At 39.2% G+C, this 19,328-nt stretch carries 17 protein-coding genes; 6 read left to right on the top strand and 11 right to left on the bottom strand.

Annotation, left to right across the window (positions count from 1 at the left end; genetic code table 11):
- The 3 genes from HDC90_RS22610 to HDC90_RS22600 form a co-directional block, all read right to left on the bottom strand.
- Nucleotides 1-907, bottom strand: a 907-nt coding sequence (locus tag HDC90_RS22610; RefSeq protein WP_184470500.1) for a hypothetical protein, incomplete at its 3' end; no start/stop codon positions are given.
- A 1-nt stretch (nucleotide 908) separates the two neighbouring features.
- A complete protein-coding gene (locus HDC90_RS22605; protein ID WP_184470498.1) occupies nucleotides 909-2,297 on the bottom strand; it encodes a RagB/SusD family nutrient uptake outer membrane protein in 1,389 nt (462 codons plus the stop codon).
- A 9-nt stretch (nucleotides 2,298-2,306) separates the two neighbouring features.
- A complete protein-coding gene (locus HDC90_RS22600; RefSeq protein ID WP_184470496.1) occupies nucleotides 2,307-5,519 on the bottom strand; it encodes a SusC/RagA family TonB-linked outer membrane protein in 3,213 nt (1,070 codons plus the stop codon).
- Nucleotides 5,520-6,393: 874 nt separating this feature from the next.
- On the opposite strand from HDC90_RS22600, the gene HDC90_RS22595 reads away from it, so the two are divergent.
- The gene (locus HDC90_RS22595) at nucleotides 6,394-6,939 is read left to right on the top strand and encodes a helix-turn-helix domain-containing protein (RefSeq protein WP_184470493.1); all 546 of its coding nucleotides are present in this window, start codon (nucleotides 6,394-6,396) and stop codon (nucleotides 6,937-6,939) included.
- A 165-nt stretch (nucleotides 6,940-7,104) separates the two neighbouring features.
- Nucleotides 7,105-7,692: a hypothetical protein gene (locus tag HDC90_RS22590; protein WP_184470491.1), complete on the top strand. Its 588-nt coding sequence runs from the start codon at nucleotides 7,105-7,107 to the stop codon at nucleotides 7,690-7,692.
- 84 nt (nucleotides 7,693-7,776) lie between these two features.
- Here HDC90_RS22590 and HDC90_RS22585 read toward each other — a convergent pair whose 3' ends face one another.
- Genes HDC90_RS22585 through HDC90_RS22565 form a run of 5 tightly spaced genes read right to left on the bottom strand, consistent with a single transcriptional unit; the run spans nucleotide 7,777 to nucleotide 10,650 of the window.
- Nucleotides 7,777-8,457 (bottom strand): hypothetical protein, encoded by a 681-nt coding sequence (locus HDC90_RS22585; protein WP_184470489.1) that lies wholly within the window; start codon nucleotides 8,455-8,457, stop codon nucleotides 7,777-7,779.
- Nucleotides 8,458-8,478: 21 nt separating this feature from the next.
- Entirely contained in the window at nucleotides 8,479-9,387 is a 909-nt protein-coding gene (locus HDC90_RS22580) for a HEPN domain-containing protein (protein WP_184470487.1), read from the bottom strand.
- Between the two features lies 1 nt (nucleotide 9,388).
- Entirely contained in the window at nucleotides 9,389-9,874 is a 486-nt protein-coding gene (locus tag HDC90_RS22575) for a hypothetical protein (RefSeq protein ID WP_184470485.1), read from the bottom strand.
- Complete coding sequence (locus tag HDC90_RS22570) at nucleotides 9,864-10,268, bottom strand: hypothetical protein (RefSeq protein WP_184470483.1); 405 nt, start codon at nucleotides 10,266-10,268, stop codon at nucleotides 9,864-9,866. Before HDC90_RS22570 ends, HDC90_RS22575 begins: the two co-directional genes overlap by 11 nt.
- Nucleotides 10,252-10,650, bottom strand: a complete 399-nt coding sequence (locus HDC90_RS22565) for a hypothetical protein (protein ID WP_184470481.1) — start codon at nucleotides 10,648-10,650, stop codon at nucleotides 10,252-10,254. The genes HDC90_RS22570 and HDC90_RS22565 overlap by 17 nt, the downstream gene beginning before the upstream one ends.
- 165 nt (nucleotides 10,651-10,815) lie before the next feature.
- On the opposite strand from HDC90_RS22565, the gene HDC90_RS22560 reads away from it, so the two are divergent.
- Together HDC90_RS22560 and HDC90_RS22555 are read left to right on the top strand one after the other, a co-directional pair.
- Nucleotides 10,816-11,205 (top strand): helix-turn-helix domain-containing protein, encoded by a 390-nt coding sequence (locus tag HDC90_RS22560; RefSeq protein ID WP_184470479.1) that lies wholly within the window; start codon nucleotides 10,816-10,818, stop codon nucleotides 11,203-11,205.
- 196 nt (nucleotides 11,206-11,401) lie between these two features.
- On the top strand, nucleotides 11,402-11,641 hold the full coding sequence (locus tag HDC90_RS22555; RefSeq protein ID WP_184470476.1) for a hypothetical protein: 240 nt from the start codon (nucleotides 11,402-11,404) through the stop codon (nucleotides 11,639-11,641).
- A 385-nt stretch (nucleotides 11,642-12,026) separates the two neighbouring features.
- Here the strand turns inward: HDC90_RS22555 and HDC90_RS22550 are convergent, their stop codons facing one another.
- The 3 genes from HDC90_RS22550 to HDC90_RS22540 are packed head-to-tail and all read right to left on the bottom strand — an operon-like array spanning nucleotide 12,027 to nucleotide 17,538.
- Complete coding sequence (locus HDC90_RS22550) at nucleotides 12,027-15,266, bottom strand: error-prone DNA polymerase (protein ID WP_184470475.1); 3,240 nt, start codon at nucleotides 15,264-15,266, stop codon at nucleotides 12,027-12,029.
- Nucleotides 15,267-15,277: 11 nt separating this feature from the next.
- The gene (locus HDC90_RS22545) at nucleotides 15,278-16,786 is read right to left on the bottom strand and encodes a DNA polymerase Y family protein (protein ID WP_184470473.1); all 1,509 of its coding nucleotides are present in this window, start codon (nucleotides 16,784-16,786) and stop codon (nucleotides 15,278-15,280) included.
- 5 nt (nucleotides 16,787-16,791) lie between these two features.
- Complete coding sequence (locus tag HDC90_RS22540) at nucleotides 16,792-17,538, bottom strand: ImuA family protein (RefSeq protein WP_184470471.1); 747 nt, start codon at nucleotides 17,536-17,538, stop codon at nucleotides 16,792-16,794.
- A gap of 192 nt (nucleotides 17,539-17,730) precedes the next feature.
- Here HDC90_RS22540 and HDC90_RS22535 point away from each other — a divergent pair, with 192 nt between their 5' ends.
- Both HDC90_RS22535 and HDC90_RS22530 read left to right on the top strand, forming a co-directional pair.
- Nucleotides 17,731-18,387, top strand: coding sequence for an alpha-ketoglutarate-dependent dioxygenase AlkB (locus HDC90_RS22535; RefSeq protein ID WP_184470469.1), 657 nt, complete (start codon nucleotides 17,731-17,733; stop codon nucleotides 18,385-18,387).
- Nucleotides 18,388-18,455: 68 nt separating this feature from the next.
- The gene (locus HDC90_RS22530; RefSeq protein WP_184470467.1) at nucleotides 18,456-19,325 is read left to right on the top strand and encodes a restriction endonuclease; all 870 of its coding nucleotides are present in this window, start codon (nucleotides 18,456-18,458) and stop codon (nucleotides 19,323-19,325) included.
- Nucleotides 19,326-19,328: the final 3 nt, after the last annotated feature.

Genomic DNA, 19,328 nt, shown 5'->3' with positions numbered 1-19,328 from the left:
CTTTTTGCACAACAACTTCTGCTTTTTTCAAGCAACAACTCTGGGGGTCAATTTGAAATTGGCGAAAGGGGGTCAAATTTATTGGTATATGCACACAACGTGCCTTTGCCAGTAGAAAGCTTAAATATTCTGGCGATTGTGTAACCCATGGTGAATTCCCAGAAAAAATTCTTTTTTGAAGTTCCGTTTGAAAGGGTATAATGCTATCTCGAACACTCAGAGACGCATTTGATTTTAAAAACTCAGGAAGGTATCCGAAAATAGATGAATAGGCCCTTCCATATATATCTGCATCCATTGCATGATAGGCATCACTACTTATGCTAGGCCTATATTTGTTCAAGATCCGTTTATAAAAATAATAATTAGAATCGGCGTTGGCCAAATGCTGATTTAACAATTCCATTCCAGTTTTATCCGACGAAATGGTTCTTATTCTTATATTAGGTATTTTATATATTAATTCCATCTTAGCGATATACTTTTGGCTTCCCTTCCCATGGAACACGTAATCTGTAATTTGTGAACGCTTAGATTTATTTCCTTTAAAATCCAGTAGAACATTATCACCTGGTTCGAGATATCCATTAATGAAACCAAAGGATAAAGCTTCATACCTGATAGAATAGTTCATCATTTCGTGAACATCATTGATTAAAAAATGATAGTATCCATTTTTATCTGCCAAAACAGTATAGTCAATAGACCCAGTATTATTGTTAATGTAATCTTTGAATAACTTCAGTGTCAATGGATTTTTGACTAACAAAGAATCTTTTACATGAACCGTTATACTGACACGAGATTTTGCAATTCCGCTTTGTGAGTATAGGCTCAGTTTGGAAAATATAATCACAAAAAGAACTAACAAGAATTTGAACGTAATTTGTTTTCTTATAATTTTCATTTTATCTATTATTTTGTTGAATTCCACTAGCTGAAATTTCATCATCCGGAATTGGAAATACATATCTTGGATCATTTGGAGGTAATGTATAGGTCGTTCCATTCAATGTTCTTACTAAAGTGATACTTGCCCCTTCCTTATTCAATCGTTTAAGATCTGACCAACGCATACCACTAAATAGCAACTCTTTGCGCCTTTCCTGTAAAACCTTGGTTAAAGCATCTGCTTGTGAGGTGGCACTTGTGGCCGTATAATCAACAGGTGCGAATCGTTTCTTAAGTAAGAGGTTTAGCCAATCCATCGAATCCGTAATAAGATTGCGTCTAGCCAGACACTCCGCTTTAATCAAATAAATTTCATTCGTCGCCAAACCAGAAAAGGTCCTAAGATCTGCCGTATTTCGTCTCTTGAAATATAACCTGCCCGTACTAGCGTTAGTTCCAAAGAAAATGCTCAATCGTAAATCCTTCGGCCTATAAAGGCCTGTCAGCTCAGGGTTAACAGTTATTGCAGTGTTTATTGAATGTGGAAGAATTGTATTATAGGCTCCAGTGACCGCATTTGAATAAAATACTGTTTCATCATTATTAGTAGTAAACGGTGCAGTTGCAGTTTTGCTCAAGATGTTATAATCGATTAGTTTGCTGTTAATTGTCAATTCGAGATCAGCATATTTTTCAGCCATGGGATAATTTCTCATACTCAAATAAATACGAGCAAACAAAGCGTAAACGGAGGCTTTAGACGGCCGATTGCCATTCACAGACAACGTTGGCCCAAGTAGGTTCTCTGCTTCTGTAAGATCTGATAAAATCTGATCATATGTCGTTTGTAAAGATGATCTATCAACTATTTCATCTACACCAGCTTTCAAACGTATAGGTAGACCGAGATCAGTCGAAGCAGTATTCGGGTCATATGCGTTCGCAAAACTCTGCACTAGATCATAAAGAATATATGCCCTAAGAAATGATGCCCATCCTTTTATTAAATTATACTGGGCCTGTTTGTCGGCTTTAACTTCAATCTTCGGTAATGTTTCAAGAATACTATTACAATAAAAAATTCCTTTGTAGCCTAGATTCCAATCTGGTCTAGCATTTTCACCATTAAATAAATCTTTTGTCCATATATAGGAATTTCTTTCTGTTTTTGTTGTTGTCGTAAGCCAACTAGTGTAGTCTACGAAAATGTAATCATCACTTGCCATTATAGGTAAGGCTGGACTGCACGTATTTAGGATTGAAGTATTTTCTAAAAGCCCTTGCAAATCTGATAAAGAGCTTGGCGCCACTATTTCCGTACTTGGTTTGGCGTCAAGAAAGCTTTTTTTACAATTGCAAAAAAATACAGAAAAGATAAGGATTATGGATATGTTAATATTTTTCATGACTTTGAATTAAAAATTTAATTTTAAACCAACTGCATAGGTTCTAGGAAGCGGGACGCCATTTGGATAATCAGGATCAATCTTGTATTTCGATTCTCTCCAAATTACACCTAAGTTTGAAACCAGGCAGTAAAGATTTACATTGGAAAACGGCAAGAAACTAAACTTTTTCTTAGAAAGGATATAGTTTAATCGTATATCCTGTAGTCTAATATGGTCCGCCTTTTCGATTAATATGCTTGAATAATTATAAATATTGTTGGCAGTTCCATCAATAGGATAAGTTAAAGCTGGAACATCGGTCTTAAGTTCATCTCCTGGATTTTGCCACCTTAAGTCATAATCAAATTGTTGATAAGCATTGAGACCCGAGGGATTACTGTACAAACTGGTGCTACTTAATGAAGATCTGCGGTATACGTAACCAAGCTTGTAAACCAAATTAAATGAAAACTCAAGGTCCTTTAACTTAATAGTATTAATTAGGCTTCCAAAATATTTAGGTCGTAGAGTGCCACTATATACAAGATCATCCGTGTTTTTCGAATTCGTCATCGCAACATAATCCTTACTTGTATTTCCATTTAAGATACTCTGAGGCTTACCTTGATTATCTAACCCCATCCATTTGTATGTAAACACAGAATAGTAAGAATAGCCTTCTAGTGGCTGAATATAGTTCAATCCGACTATGTCGCTATTTTTGGTAGCTTTTACCTTATAGCTAGTGATTTTATCCGTATTGTAATTAAATAGAAAATTCGATGTCCATGCAAAATCATTTCGGGCGAGATTTCTTGAATTTAAAATTAAATCAATTCCTTGTCCGCGCATATCGGCTGAATTACCTGTGAAAACAGTTATTCCAGTTTGAGGAGCAATTGGTGTAGCACCTATTAAATCAAGGCCATCTTTTATCCAATACTCAACGCTCCCTGTAATTGTGCTATTTTTTGATGCAAAATCAACACCCAAATTTAAGTTTTTCACTCTTTCCCATTTTAGAGATGGATTTGGAGGGTTTTGTATTTCTAGATATTGTTGCGCAAATCCATTGATATATCCAGCAAAGGACATGGCTGTAAGGTAGGCCGATACTGATTTATTTATATTTCCATTATATCCAAAAGTTGCTCGGAGTTTTAAAAATGTAATAAGACTGCTTTTATAGAATTTCTCATTACTGATATTCCACGAAAATCCCCCAGACCAAAGTGGAACACCTTTTTGGTTAGTACTAACACCGAACAAATTAGACTCATCTCTCCGTGCACTTGCTGACAAAATAAACCTATTGTCGAAAGTATAGGACGCATTCGCATAAAAAGATCTATATCTATCAGTTGTACCAGAATTACTATTACCTTGATTAATCATAGCGGAGCTGGCCCCATAAAAATATGGATACAAAACAGTAGGATTGATTGTTCCATTTTTATTGGTTGCCGTTCCTTCATCGTATCCATAAAGATTTACTCTCGAGATAGAACTTTGATAATCCTTGATTTCAAATCCGGCTAATGCACTTATTACATGCTTTTTATTAAAGCTTTTGTCATAACCAAGTTGTCCACGTCCATAATTTGAAAAATATGTGCTGGAAAAATTGTTTAATATGTTTCCTAAGGGAAAAGGGTAGGTTACAACTCCAGTTGGTGAAATCTGCGTAAAAGTATTAATTTGATTTCGGGTGTAGTATGATGCCAAAGTTCTATTTAGCTGATCATCTATCATGCCTTTATTATAAGTGTAATTAACTGAAAATTTTAAATCAGGAATTATTTTATAGTTGATTCCTAAGTTAATTCTATAGTCAGTTCCTTTTACGTTCTCGTAGGAGTAGGCATTTTGAATTTCGTCTAATGGACGATATTGCCAGTCAAGAAGTTTTCCATTGCCGGCTGTCGCAATGTAGGGAAGTCTTAGGATTCCATCTGTTACTGCTAAAGCATTTCGATTTTGATCCGCAATCCTTTCATATGGGTAACGCGGCTGATAACCTTGTCCATTTATGTTGTTGTTTGTTGAACTAAATAAAACACCTGTATAGAGCTCTAATCGATTGTTTATCAAATCTGTAGTATTATTTACATTGAGAGTAAGGCGGTCATTATTGTTGATGACAGTATTCGCTAAATTTTTGTCATACCCCAATGATATGTAGTATTTATTATTCTGCCCGCCTCCATTTACACTCAATTGATATTGCTGATTAACACTTTTGCGATAATAATATTCAGATAAATCCTTCCTGTTATCAAAGCTCGCTATCGAATCAAGCATTATAGTCTTCTGCGCACTTGTTATTGCACCAGTTCTATTACTAAGCATTATCTCTACTGCTGGAGATAAAGCGCCATATCCGTTATTAATAATACTATTATAGGCTCCTTTATCAAAAAGAAATTGTTCAATACCTATAAATTGTTGGTTAGTAAGCTGGGGTCTGTAATATAGGTCAGGCTTATCACCAATCGAAATATTTGAATTTAAGCTTATAACTGGTTTTTTATCATAAGTACCATTAAAAGTTGTAATTACAATTACTCCGTTACCTGCTCTTGATCCCCATATAGATGAAGCGGCAGCATCCTTTAAAACAGTGATGGACTTTACATCTTGTGGATTAATATTTGCAAGATCGCCATCATAAGGAAAATTATCTAAAATTATTAACGGATTGGTGTTAGATGAGATAGTACTTCGTCCACGTATGCTAATATCAGAAGTATTACTACTGAGTTTATTTTTATTAAATATCAAACCACTTGTTACACCGTCTAATCTATCTAGTAGATTTGAACTTACCTTTCGATTTAACAAACCACTATCAATTAAAACAAAGCTTCCAGTTGCTCTTTCCTTTGGGATATTTTGGTAACCGGTACTAACAATTTGTACCTCTTCTAGTCCTTTATCTTCAGTAAGCATATGAACATTTAGAAATTCATCCGTCTGTATATTATGAATCTCACTCGGTTTAAATCCAATACTAGAAATTATTATGTTCGTGCCTAATTGGATATTATTTAATTCAAAAAGTCCCTTCCCATTTGCCACTGTTAGGGTTTTAGATTCTTTCACTTTTATGGTAGCGTTTGAAATTGGAAACCCTTTTTCATCGGTGATTCTACCTTTAATTGTAATCGTTTTGACCTGTGCCTTTACATTTGAAAACAGGCAAAGCGTGGCCATTACGATATATATCGTTGATTTTTTCATTGTTGGTTAGTTTAATTGATTATTTAATGTATGGGATGATTTGTGCCTAAATCAGCTAAACTGGAGGCTTAATTATGTTTTCATACAGGGCTATGTAGAATCTATGATGATTATAAAAGAGATAGTTGAGGAAATCCTTTACAATGGAAATAAAAAGCCCCTTAGCATGGAAAACAAAAGGATATATGTAGATGTGTTCTATATGGTCAATGTTTAAGTTAGTATTCATGTTTATCCGTACATATTAATTTGAACATCTATTATGCAACGGGTTAGCAAACCTTAAATGGGTAGGACTTACACCCGTTACCGTCCCTGCCAGGATTGAAATAACAAGTGAAGTACCATACCCATTTTAGGTATGGTTCAACAGTTTTCTAAGTTTCGCTTCTTGGCAGGGACGGCTTAGAAAATATAAACCAAATAAGGCGGGATATTAGGGTGGATGAAATCCGACTAATAGATGAATTGAATAGTACTTTATATTTTTTTCTTTCATAACTCGTTAATTACAACGAGCCTCAAAGTTGAGCAGGGTGGATAGTAAAATAGGCAGGACTTTACATACCCACCGCATCCTAGTTGACAGCCAAGAACGTGGGTTTACAGTAAAGCCCATACCTATTTCAAGCACAAAGATATGTACTTAAAGTGATATGGGCATTAATCTTACTGCCTCGCTTCTTGGCTGTCAAACTTTTTGCGACGAGACTCTTAGTTAAATGCCTTTTCAAAAAGGCAATTCAATTATTATTTTTTAATTCATTTATTGCTACTAAAAGGCTGAAAAACAACGTGAATCAAATATATGAAAAAATAATTAATATGTCAAATTAGACTTATGAAATAAAAATAATACAATTCCTTTTACTGGATGGGTAAAACACAGTATATTGACAAAGAAAATTTGAAATTGCTAAGAAGTAGGATGCAACAGCTAATCATAGATAAAAATATACCTCTTGAGGCATTGTCGGATCGTACTGAGTTTACACCAAAACAGATTTATAGAATTATTTATGGCGAAGCCAACACATCCATAAGCAACATATTTGCCATAGCTAAAGCTATGGAAATTCATATAATGGAATTATTTGTGATTGATTTTAAAATTCCGACCTATGATGTGAGTATTGACTTCTACAGAAAAAAATCCAAAGTAAAGACAGAGAAAATAAAAGAGAAACCAATTACGGCAGCAGAGGCAATTCGTAATCTTTCTAGCGACGGGTATTTTAATAAGACGGATAAAGTTGATGAAGAAAAAACTTTAAACAGAATTGTTAAAGATTCTCAAACTCGATTTCGGAACGATTTTAAAACAAGTGAATTTTCAAGCGCATTACTATACGCATTCAAAAAAGGATCATTAAAGAGATATAAGCAAAAAATTACAGGCTCTTTCGTCTACCATGACTAAACCTTGTACTATTTTCTACACCAGTTAAAGAGCAGTCGATTAGGAAGTATTGGAATTTCTGTAGTTTTATATCCTAATTTATGAAAAAATGGTAGAGAAATACAGATCAGAGCTACTAAGCTTCTATGAAAAAAAAAAGCATTAGGCGAACTTTCACCAAACCTCATGCATCCAACCTGCGCCAACATTCGAAACGAATTAAGATCACAATTTAACGGTCGGTGCGATATATTTGATAAAAGAAACCTAAGAGAAATTCTTGCCATCCCTTTTGACGCCGAACTTTCCGACTTAGCAATCAAAAGATGTGACACTGAGAAATTTAAGCCACTATGCAACTTTTTACAAAAGGGCCTTAATACCCGTGAAAAAAATATGGAGCTTCTTGCCTGGCTGATTGACTTCCGGCCACGGCCATTTTCAAATTACTGGCGCCAATCCAATAGCAAAGTAGATGTACTTTCCGGGCTTTCAATTACTGAAACTGGAATTGTTGAAGGCAATAACCAAAAGGCTCAACATAATTCTGAATTTAACATGCATTCAAATAAAGGTGATTACATATCAGACCGTAATATTTTGAATGAATCACCTTCCTGGGGAAATCCTGATACTGAAGTCTTGCCCAATTCTACCTTTTCTACAAATACAATCCAGAAACAGAAGGAAGTTTTATTAGAATACCCTTCAGGAGTAAAGCTATATGTGGATGCTTCGGATCTAAGCCTGATTGCAAAATTGGTCAAGCTATAACAATATGGGTTCATTGTTTTAAAAAGAGCGGAAACGCTGTTGCCTCTCCGCTCTTAAAAAATGGAAAAAGATTTCTGAAAAATATTAGTTGATCCTAGATCGGTACACAAAGTGACCATTCAAATTGGACATCCTTAAATGTTCGGTCCTTATAAGTTCGTAAATCAAATTTTTCAGGTGTAATATTGACCATGCACTTGATCGGTATTTATGGGCTGTCCAAACATACTGATATATTTCAAATGGAGATCGCTTTGTTTTGAAATAGCTCCCTGATAATAGCTTGGTTAATTCATTTGTAATTAACCTAACTTGTTCACCTCCATCATTGGGAGGCTGAAATGCTGGCTCTATTAATTTCAATGGTTTGTTTTTTCCATATTCAACCCAGCGATGGTTGAAAACATATTCTAATTTATCTGGATATTCATATTTAGTAACTCTGACCATGCGTTTTTCATGTGAAATGTCATGCAAACCATCTTTTTTATCAAATGATATCCCTCCATTAAAATTCCTTTTTAGGGTAAGGCTTAATAAATCCATGTCGATTAAATCTAGTTTGATTGTGTTTGTCATCTCTTCATAATCATTGATAAAGTATGGCGTTCGTCCCATCAGAAATGCCAATTCTTCCCTCGTTAGGGAGTTACTTATCCTTTTTTTTATAAATAGGACTCTTTCAATAAAATCGTGCTGGTCTATGTATCCGCTATAACTGCTCGTTCGTAAGCAGATCCTAGGTTTAACTTCTGATTCGTTCATAAAATTTCTGGATTGAACGTGTTAAATACTGTATTTTATTTTGCCATCTTTCAGATCATTTATACGTTGTAGGCATACTTTATTAGCATTATCTATGATTACCGATACTTTGCCGAATATTAGGGACACGTCTTGTTTTGTTACTATGAACCCACCACTATACCTTGCATCGCCATATCCCTTTAGTATTATGCTCATTAGCCGTAAATCTTCTGGTGTGCTTTTATTTGGTACAACAAAAGATGAAACGGGTAAGGCAAGATCGATAAGCTTTATTAGTCTGCGTAAGTTATTACTGTTTGTTCTATAGCCAGTTAAAACCCTAATCATGGCAGAATAACAGTGTTGCAACCCTTGATGCAACATGAAAACGGCTAATTCGTTATTTCCTTCAGCAATAAAGAAATTTGCTCCTTTTATAAAATCTGTGGCTAATTGGTGCCACTTATGCCAGAGCTTTTCTCGTTTTGTTATGCGATTTCTAATAGGTGCCCCTTCACCTGGAGGAACAAATGGCTCTTCGTTTCTGTCATATAAAACGATGCCCTTTTTATATACAGATTTAAAAAAAGTGCTACCATTTTGCAAGGCGGTGTTGAACTCGTCCATCCGATGGATAAGAATAGTCACCGAGGCGATGGGCTTTAATTGCTCTTCTAAGCGTTGCTGAATTAATACATCGTTACACCTCTCCAACTGGCAGGGTATCAATAGAAGAAAATAGCTGTTTAAGAGATTAGGACTTACATTAGTGTCATCAACATTCGCAAAACAACTTTCTTTTTGAATTTTGTTTATTTCGCTTCCTATGGAAATGATTTTTTCGAATGAATATTGCTCTGCGATTATCGTCGTTATCTCTTTAAGCTGGTTCTCAGCTTCAGTCGGTTTAGGTACTATTGGGATGTTTTTTAGTTTTTGTTTTTTCATTTCACTTTTGTATAAAGTTTTCTCTTTTTGATCTGACATCGATTATAGCATCATGTTCACTAATATTTTCAATAAGCGCCCTATGCCAATCCATGTAAAATCCTACTAACATGAAGTATCTCAGTTCTTCGTTTTCTTCTTTTCTTAACTTTAATTTCAGAGGCTTAAATTTCTTTATAAATTCTTTTTGAATCCTTTGCGCAGGTAGTAGCCTTTCACTAAACAGAGAACAATACGTCACTAAGAAATTTGTGGCTATAAATCTTGTGGGGCTGCTTCCTAAGCCGGCAACACTTTTTGGGTCGTTTGTTAAATCAACTATCGGCAAGACAGGGCTATCACTTCCTTCGCTTAAATACCTTCCAGTACCGCACAAGTATGGTAGCGAAACGTTATTCATAAAAGCCTCGATAGCTTCCTGTGGTCTGATATACAGTAGATCACAGGCCAATTCAAATTCTGGGAATCCTGAAGTATTAATTATCATCACCTACAATTTTAAAATCCAGCGCCAATTGCTTCCTTAAATCTTGTCTTAACTTTATTATTGCGGGACAGCAATTTTTAATTACTTTCCTTAATAAGGCTTCGGTTTCTGGCTGCTCTAATCCTTGGTTAAGAATCTTTGCTGATTCTTGCTTAAATTCCTTTTTTAGAAACTTCACTATCTTCTTGTCAATAACCTTTGGATCTTGAGTTTTCGTACTACAAAGAATAAGCTCTAAATCCTCACCTGATGGATCATCGGGATGGTTACTTAAATGTTTTGGCAATGAAATCCTATTCACATAATCCTGAAGTACATCAACTGTGTTTAAGGAAAACACCATACATATCAATTCAAAATCATATGATATTTTGATATTAATTTGAGTCTCCATCTTTGGCTTTCATAATTGTGTGATACCATTGTTTAATTATACTTTCATATTCGGCGCATTCAGAGCCCTTTTTTGCCCTTCCAAGTTTTAGTATTTCCTTTATAGGATTTACGTGAAGCGGTGAATAAACGGCCACTTTCAACCCTTGCTTGCTAATGCAGGATTTCTGAAACTTTTTGAAAATGTGCATGGCTTGAGCATCTACCCCTTTGTGTTCATTGAAAAGTTGATTGTAAACTTTAATATGATCTGCATAAGTCTGCAGAGCTTCATCAAATGATATATTCATCAGTTGACAGATATTCACAAAGTCTTCTGTGAGATTCAGTTTAATGGATAAAGGGATAATGCCCTGGGGGATGTTGATACGGTTTTCTTGCATAATGAAATCTGGTTTTAGTTGGCAAACCAACAAATCCTGCTAAATGATAAATAATTATTTTACCATATATAATATTCAAAGCGCCGAATTAATTATTTGAGGGATTCAAATAATTTATTTAGAATAGCCGTATCTTAGCTATAGAAGAAAAAGTAAATTTGCAAAATGGAAACCACTGAGAACACCAAAAAAGTCCACATAGGACAAAATATCAAGCGTATAAGAGAGATAAAAGGAATCAAACAAGAAACCTTTGCATTAGAGCTGGGGGAAGAGTGGAACCAAAGCAAAGTTTCCCTGTTGGAAGCAAGGGAAAGTATCGAGGCAGACCTATTAAAACAGGTAGCAAAAATTTTAAACGTTACCCCCGAAATGATTGAAAAATACGATGAAAAATCTGTAAATAATTTCTTCTCCAATACCTTTAATGATTCTAGTACTGGAAATGTTGGCAGTAACTTATATTACTGCAATTTCAACCCGCTTGATAAAGTAATAGAATTATATGAACGCTTGCTTTCTAGCGAAGCAGCTAACCGAAATACCACAAAATAAATCCTCAATCTACAGCTGAGGTTAATACGTTTTTAATTGTTTATTAGCAAAGATTGTATTCGAATCTGTAAGCAAATCAATTATTTAAGTTTTTAGTTATAATTTGTAACTTTGACTCCGAGAGCGTTAATGTTCGGGGGTATATCTTTGGATTACCTCCGTCATTTGCTTGAATATTGTCCCTTTACTTTCATTTATGTCAAACGCTACGTCACTACCTTTTGAAATATGTACAAAAGTAATTTCCGAAGTAGAAGTTGGTGAAGTAGTGGCCAATCTCGGCAAAATCCTGGAAATCGAAGAGGCTCCCCAAGCCTATTGTTTAGTTATAGAAAGACTCGGCGAAAAACAGGTAATAAAATTTGAAAAGCATACTTTATTGATTTTGATAAGTAATGAAAATGTTATCCATATGAATATGGAAGGAGAAATATAGGGGATGCACTATTAAATTTAATTTTTCGTTTCTCTTTTTGTATTATGGTATATCAATCAAATGCAGATTACGATCTCCAGCTATATTCCCAATTATATCTTCCACAAGATGTGCACTTCAGGCCAGATCTTACGATTTTTGATCTCGTACTTTTTATTATTTTGTCTGCTTTAATGCTGACACTTTTAACTTATGTCTTGCAAAAGCTACTTGATGAAGAAATTAAACTTATTGAACAACAATACGAGGCCGATTTAATATAGTACAACGGTATTTAATAGGTGTGGTGGTATTTTAAATATTCCCGTATCGGAGTTAAAAATAGGGATATATTGGTTTAAAAGTGACACTTGTCATGGCCATAAACTACAGCAACGCCCACCAACTATTTAAAGTTCCTTCCTCCGTGAAAAGCTGCTTTGGCCGCTTCTGTATGATCCTCCCGCACTTGCGCCCGCTTATCTTGCACGGAGTAAGGCGCAGTCTTTTCATCACCCCTTGCCAATGTCAACACGGGCAGATCATCAACTTCCCGCTGCACCAGCTTACCCAGCATTTTAGTAAAATCAAAACACTTGCTTACGATCACATGCACTACCTGGCCTTCTCGCTGTAATCGCCCTTCCACCATCAGCAACTTGGAATGTAGAATCTCCTTCCGGTAGGTTTCAAACAGCTTTTCAAATACCACCAAGTTAGAGTAGCCCGTTTCATCCTCAATGGTAATAAAACACACACCGCCTGCAGTTCCTGGTCTTTGCCTAACCAGTACAAGCCCTGCGACTTTGACTAGTTGTCCATTGCTCGAATCGTTGTTGATGGTGTGGCAGGATCGAATATTTAGCATATCTAACTGCGAACGGACAAAACTGACTGGGTGTGCCTTTAAAGAAAGTCCAACGGTATTGTAATCCTGTACGACATGCTCGCCCTTACTCATTAACGGCAGCTCCACCTGTGTTTCGAGAACACTTTCGGAAGCCTGCCCTTTGAATAACTCTACCGGCATATCCTGTAAAGCAGAAACTTCCCATAATGCCTTCCGCCGATCCATCCCCATTGAGCGAAATGCATCCGCGTCGGCTAACTTTTCCAAAGCGCCCAAGGAAACACCCGCATCCCGCAAAGCCGTAATGCTTCTGTAACCATCCCCACGGGCATTCACCAAAATATCCATTTCATCCTCCCGAATTCCCTTGATCTCCCGAAAACCCAAACGAAGAGCAAAATATTTACCTAATTTTTCTTCGAGCTTGTTATCCCATTGAGAATGGTTCACATCCACCTCTCGAACCTGTACGGTATGTTTCTGCGCATCAATGACAATTTGCGCTGGCTGGTAAAACCCCATGGGCATACTGTTTAAAAGCGCTGCCGCAAAAACATCAGGGTAATAATGTTTCAACCAACAGGAAACATAAACTAGTAAAGCAAAACTAGCGGCATGACTTTCCGGGAACCCGTAACTTCCAAATCCTTCCAACTGTTTAAAGATCCGTTTGGCAAATTCAATAGTATAACCTTTAGCAACCATACCTTGAATCAGTTTTTCTTCCCATTGGTTGACCATCCCCTTAAATTTAAAAGTGGCCATACTCCGACGTAAGCCATCGGCTTCAGCAGGGGTAAATCCAGCGGCAACAATTGCAATTTTCATCGCCTGTTCCTGGAAGAGCGGCACGCCCAATGTCCTTCCCAAGATGTTCTCCAGTTCCTTTGAAGGATAAACCACCGGCTCTTCCCCGTTCCGTCTGCGTAAATAAGGATGAACCATATCTCCCTGAATCGGCCCCGGCCGCACAATCGCTACTTCGATCACCAGATCATAAAACTCTCTGGGCTTTAACCTCGGCAACATGGACATCTGCGCCCGGCTTTCGATCTGGAATACCCCCAGTGTATCCGCCAAACAGATCATATCATAGACATCAGGATCGTCCTGTGGGATATTGGCCAAGGTGAACTGCTTGCCATAATGATCCCGGCATAAATCAAATGCCTTTCGGATACACGTCAGCATCCCTAAAGCCAACACATCAACCTTTAAAAAACCCAGGGCGTCAATATCATCTTTGTTCCATTCGATATTCGTACGGTCTGCCATCCGCGCATTTAAGATCGGGCACAGATCGGTTAACTTACCCTGAGTTACCACAAAGCCACCAGTATGCTGCCCCAGCTGACGTGGAAACCCCATCATCTGCCCAGTCAGTTCAAGCGTCTTTTTCAAATGCGGATCGTTAGGGTCCAAACCAGATTCCGTCACCCGCTTACCCTCAAACCATTCATCAGTATATTCCCAAAGAGAACCCGAAAGTCTGTTAATGGTATCTACTGATAACCCCATCGCTTTACCCACATCCCTGATCGCACCCTTCTGATGTTGCTGGGTAACCGTAGCAACAATAGCCGCCCGGTCACGCCCGTATTTATTATAGATGTACTGGATAATTTCTTCCCGGCGTTCATGCTCAAAATCCACATCAATATCAGGCGGCTCATTCCTGGCCGGGGAAATAAAGCGTTCAAAGAGCAGGTCAAATTTCATGGGATTTACCGAAGTAATCCCCAGCACAAAACAGATCGCTGAATTGGCCGCCGAACCACGACCCTGGCAAAGAATCCCTCTTGACCTGGCTTCTCTCACAATGTCCTCTACAAACAGAAAGTAATTGGCATAGTCCATCTGCTTAACAAAAGCCATCTCATGGTTAATCATGTTCACTACCTTTTCCGGCACGATCTCACCATAAAATTCATGAGCTCCTTTCCAAGTCAAATGTTCCAGCTCCTCCATCGGACTGCGTCCGCTTGGGTTGATCTCTTCAGGATACACGTACTTCAATTCATCTAAGGAGAAACGACAAGCCTCGGAAATCATCTGCGTATTTTCAATAGCCTCAGGATATTTTCGGAATAGTCGCTCCATCTCCGCGACTTCTTTCATATAGCGCTCAGCATTCTGGTGCAATAGAAAGCCCGCGTCCTGGATCGTGCATTTCTCGCGGACACATGTTAATATATCTTGCAACTCTCTCCGCGATGAATCATGATAATGTACATCATTGGTCGCCACAACCGGAATTCTGTAAAAATCAGAAAGCTGCTTGGTGCGGAAAATCAGCTTGTCATCGTTACCTAAATAGGATCTTGTAGCCGCTAAGTATAGCTGCCCGCCCAGTGCATCCCGATACTGCGCCACCGCAGCAATAAAACTTGGATCATACTCAAACCTGCGGTTCAGAACTCCAGGCATAACCACCGTAAAAATCATTCCCTTACTATGGGCATACACATCATCACGAGATATATGACAAGAACCTTTTTCCGCACGCATATTGCCTAGAGTCAACAGTGCGGACAACCGTCCATAAGCTTCTTTGTCCGTGGGGTAAGCTAGCAAACTTGGCCCATCCAGTAAGTCCAACCTGCAAGCGGGGATTAGCTTCACATTCTTTTCGCGGCAGGCCGCATGCGCCCGGACAATCCCAGCCAGTGTATTTCGGTCAGTGATCGCAATCTTTTTATACCCGTAAGCCTCCGCTTGGGTCACCAGTTCATGAGCATGGGAAGCCCCGCGCAAAAAACTGAAATTGGAAGTCACCTGTAGTTCACTATAGCCCATAACCCCAAATTTTAAGCAAAAAATCCGTGAATAAACCACTGGTATTGCTGTTCACCACCATAATGCCCCGAACGGAACAGCCAGTAACGACCACCCTGATCGTCTTCCACTTGGTAATAATCCCGGTGTTCTCCGGTATCCAGCCACCATTCCCTTTCAATGCGCTCAGGCCCATCGGCCTTAATGACCTGGTGTCGCACCCCTTTATAAATAAAAAATTTTGGTGGGTGATCGGGAATCAGCGCCATCACCTCAATCGGATCAGGTCGTTTCAACAGTTCAGTAGGGCGGGGTTTTTCTGCCCGCCAATTCGATGCTGGTTTTTCCGTTACTGACCTTGCCTGCAAAACTGCCCGCTCCGGCCAGTAACGTTTAGCGGGTAAATATCTATGGATCACTTCTGAGCCCACCTTTCCTGCAACGCGGTCTAATAAGCGGATCAAACTCTGGTCATCCAGTCCTGGCTTTGCCGTCCACATTTGCTCCTGCGGAACTTCCACATCATCCACCTTTGGCGCATCCAGCACAAAGAGCTCAATGCCTAAGGCCGGGCGGATCTGGTCGATCTTCAACTGGAATAGCTTAAACAAATGACTGATGCTATGCGTGGCGCCATTAGTGCCGATAGTCACCTGTACTACTTTCCCATCAATCCGATAACCTGTCAGAACCCCTGTACGTAGGCCTTTGCCCTCGGATTGCATACGCTTACACAGATTTTCCAACATTCTAGTAATGGCAATCTCGATTCCTGTTCTGGTTTTGATCGGCTCAAGACACGGCAAGCGTTCCTGGAAAGGTACTGGAACCTGCAAAGGAATGAGTATCTCATCTTCCGTCCCTAATGCTTGCGCCAAACGTAACAAGAAATCTTCCCCGAAACGTCTGCGCAATACAGACCTGGGCATAGAGATAAAACTCTTAATATGATAAAAGCCAAGTTTACGGAGCTTAGCCAGTACCGGCCGCTCCAAACGCAAAGCCTCCGGTACCAGATCAAGCAAAGCCTCTGGATGGCCTCCAATTGGGATTAGCGGCGTAACTTTACCAAAACGGGAGATCGCCCAGGCAGCGCCCGGCGTGTCAGCAATAGCTACCCTAACGGTATATCCCTTACCTTTTAACCTGGAAACAATCTCTTTCAAATACCCGCGCTCCCCACCCCAAAGGTGTGCGCAACCCGAAACATCCAGCAATAAGCCATCCATCCCAAATTCATCAATAGCCACAATAGGGGAATACCTGACGCACCATTCACCAAGACCACGAAGCAAATTCCGGGGGCGCCCAGGCTTGTCATCCAGCACTTCCAATCCCGGACAAATCGCCTTCGCGTCCGCTGCCCGCATTCCCGACTCAACACCAGATATAGCGGCAAGCGGGCTCACCGCATTAATCATCATGCGCCCATGATCGGGCGCAGCAAAAACAAATGGCACCTCAGCTAACTCTGGGCGGTGGATAAGCTGCCAGTCAGCCAGCAGCTGGCGGAACCATATGGAAACAAAACGCCTTTGCATAACCCTTATCCAATTTGCCTGTCCTCCCTTTCAGACCAAACAGAACCATCGTCTGCTTTACTAACGTTCTTAACTTCTTCGAAGCACTCACCAGCCCATTCCATCACCCAGCTTCCTGGGTTCCCGTTACGAACTTTTAGCAAATCCACCCGCCAACGCGGGAAACCTAGACCCGGCATGCCTTCTTCATTCTCGGTAAGCATGGGACTGATCTTCCACCTTGCCGTAGCAACAGTAGTTGCCGCTTTACTGGCATCTTTTCGCAGGATAAAACCAGTTACCCCACTTTCCTCAACAGCCAGCTGCAATCGACGTGATTCTATCAAACTTAAATTATTCAATTCAGCAACCACGGCCGCCAGTCCTTCACACTTCAGCGCCTCCTCGGTAATCCAAAGTACGTCCTTTTCTGTCTTCACATCCATAAAAATGATCCTCTCGGCTTCTACATTGAATGTGCTTAACGATGCAGGAAATAATCGGCGCGAAGTACTCACCCACACACAAGCTGCCCCATCCTGCATCAGGATGGCCAACAGTCCAGCAATAAAACCATCACTTGCCGCAGCATCTTCCGGCAGCACGGTGATAAATTCATGGATGGCACGTTTGGGAAATACGCCACCAGGAAAAGCCTGCTCAATTTCTCCAAGCCCAACACGCTCGGCCTTACCCGTAGCCTGCGGCTTGAAGCCCTGCCACAGGAGGATATCCTGTTGCAGTTTGAGAAATATTTCCTTTTTCGTATCCATAATTTGTTCTATAAATGATAGCATTTTAATTAGCTGCTCAAATACACAACAAACATAAAGCTAAAAATGTTAGTAAAATATGAAATGTTGAAAATTACCTGATTTTTGTTGATAATCAAGCTCTATTAAATCCAAACACCATTTGCAATGCTAATATTTTTAGTTATCTAGCAAATATATTATCTTTGCCTCATGAACCTCTTTGCAGAAACCGAACTGTTTGACGGCGGCATTAAGAAGTATACCGACTTCAACTTGCCGGATACCGAATTGCGACTATGGCAGCATTTTTTCGTAAAGCGGGAAGCAGATAATTACTACAATACGCTGCTGAAGGAATCCCCCTGGCAGCAGCGCTCAAGGAAGATGTACGACAAGGTAATTGCCGATCCCCGGCTGACCGCATATTACGGTGGAGAAAACGGTAATGCCTGGACACCGCTCTTATTGGAAATTAAAAAGATAATGGAACAGATCACTGAAATTAACTTTGATCGCGTACTGTTAAATCTCTACCGGGACGGCAAAGATTCGGTGGCCTGGCATAGTGATACCCTACCAGCAGACGGCAAGCACCATCACATCGCTTCGGTAACCTTTGGCGATACCAGGATTTTTAAAGTGCGGCATAAATTCAATAAAGAGATCAGGCAGTTGGACATTCCCTTAACCCATGGAAGTTTGCTGTTGATGGGAGAGGCTATGCAGGAATATTATGAGCATCACGTCCCTAAAACTACCAGAGCCATTGGCCCCAGGATCAACCTCACTTTCAGGATCTCAGAATCCTCAAAACCGGTTTACCATGCCACATCACATAATTGCCTATCAGGTCTATCCAAGTTTTAATAATAGGCCATGATCATTACCTAGTAAAATTTAGAAAAATAGATTATTTTAGGCATTCATCAACAAATATGGCTGAAGATAAAGACATAGGTCTCGACTGGAAAGATTATGAGGAAATCACAAAATACATCTATAAGATGCTTGGCGCCGGATATGGTATTAAGATCAGGAGCTTTGGAAGCAAATCCAAGATCCAGGGAAAATCAGGGATAAAACATCAGATCGATGTACTTACCGAGCAAATCAACGGCGATAAGACAATCCTAACGGCAATTGAATGTAAATTTCTGAAAAAGAAGGTGACTAAAGAGGTTGTTATGAAGCTCTCGGAAACCATGCGCGATGCCGATATCGCCAGCGGTATCATTGTTACAACAACTGGATTTACTCCAGACACTCTGACCTTTGCGGATCATCTGGGTATAAAATTGGTTGAACTGCGGGAAGTGGGCCAAGATGACACGAATGGTAGGCAAATCGACGTAGGCACACTGGAAGTAAACCTCGGTGTCACCCTCACACGTCCAAAGATTACGTCTATTGATTTTGGTAGTGTCCAGATTACCGATCAAGACGAACTGATGATGCTACGCTTTCCTGGTCATGCAATTATTATGACACCGGATGGCAGGAAAATTGCCTTTGACCAATTTGTGAATACCTATTGTAAAGAAGTTGGTAAAAGAGAACAACTTTTAAAAACAATTACTTTAGCCTTCCCGCATGTTAAAGGGAAACTGATCAGAAACTATTCCGATATTGAAGTCGAGATCGAAAAAATGGAATTCAGTGGATTTTTGGTTGAGAGCGATGAAAGTACAAAGAAATCATTCCAGCTAGTAGATCAGGTATGGATGATCATGAAAGAAATTTTTGAAAAAAATACATTTAAATTATCCAAGAGCGGCCTTTTGTTCAGGGATACAGGGAAATCTTAGTCT

The organism is Pedobacter sp. AK013 (genome assembly GCF_014205835.1).
Classification (GTDB): Bacteria; Bacteroidota; Bacteroidia; order Sphingobacteriales; family Sphingobacteriaceae; genus Pedobacter.
The sequence above is the reverse complement of the archived record's forward strand: the minus strand, read 5'-3'. Positions and strand labels throughout refer to the sequence as shown.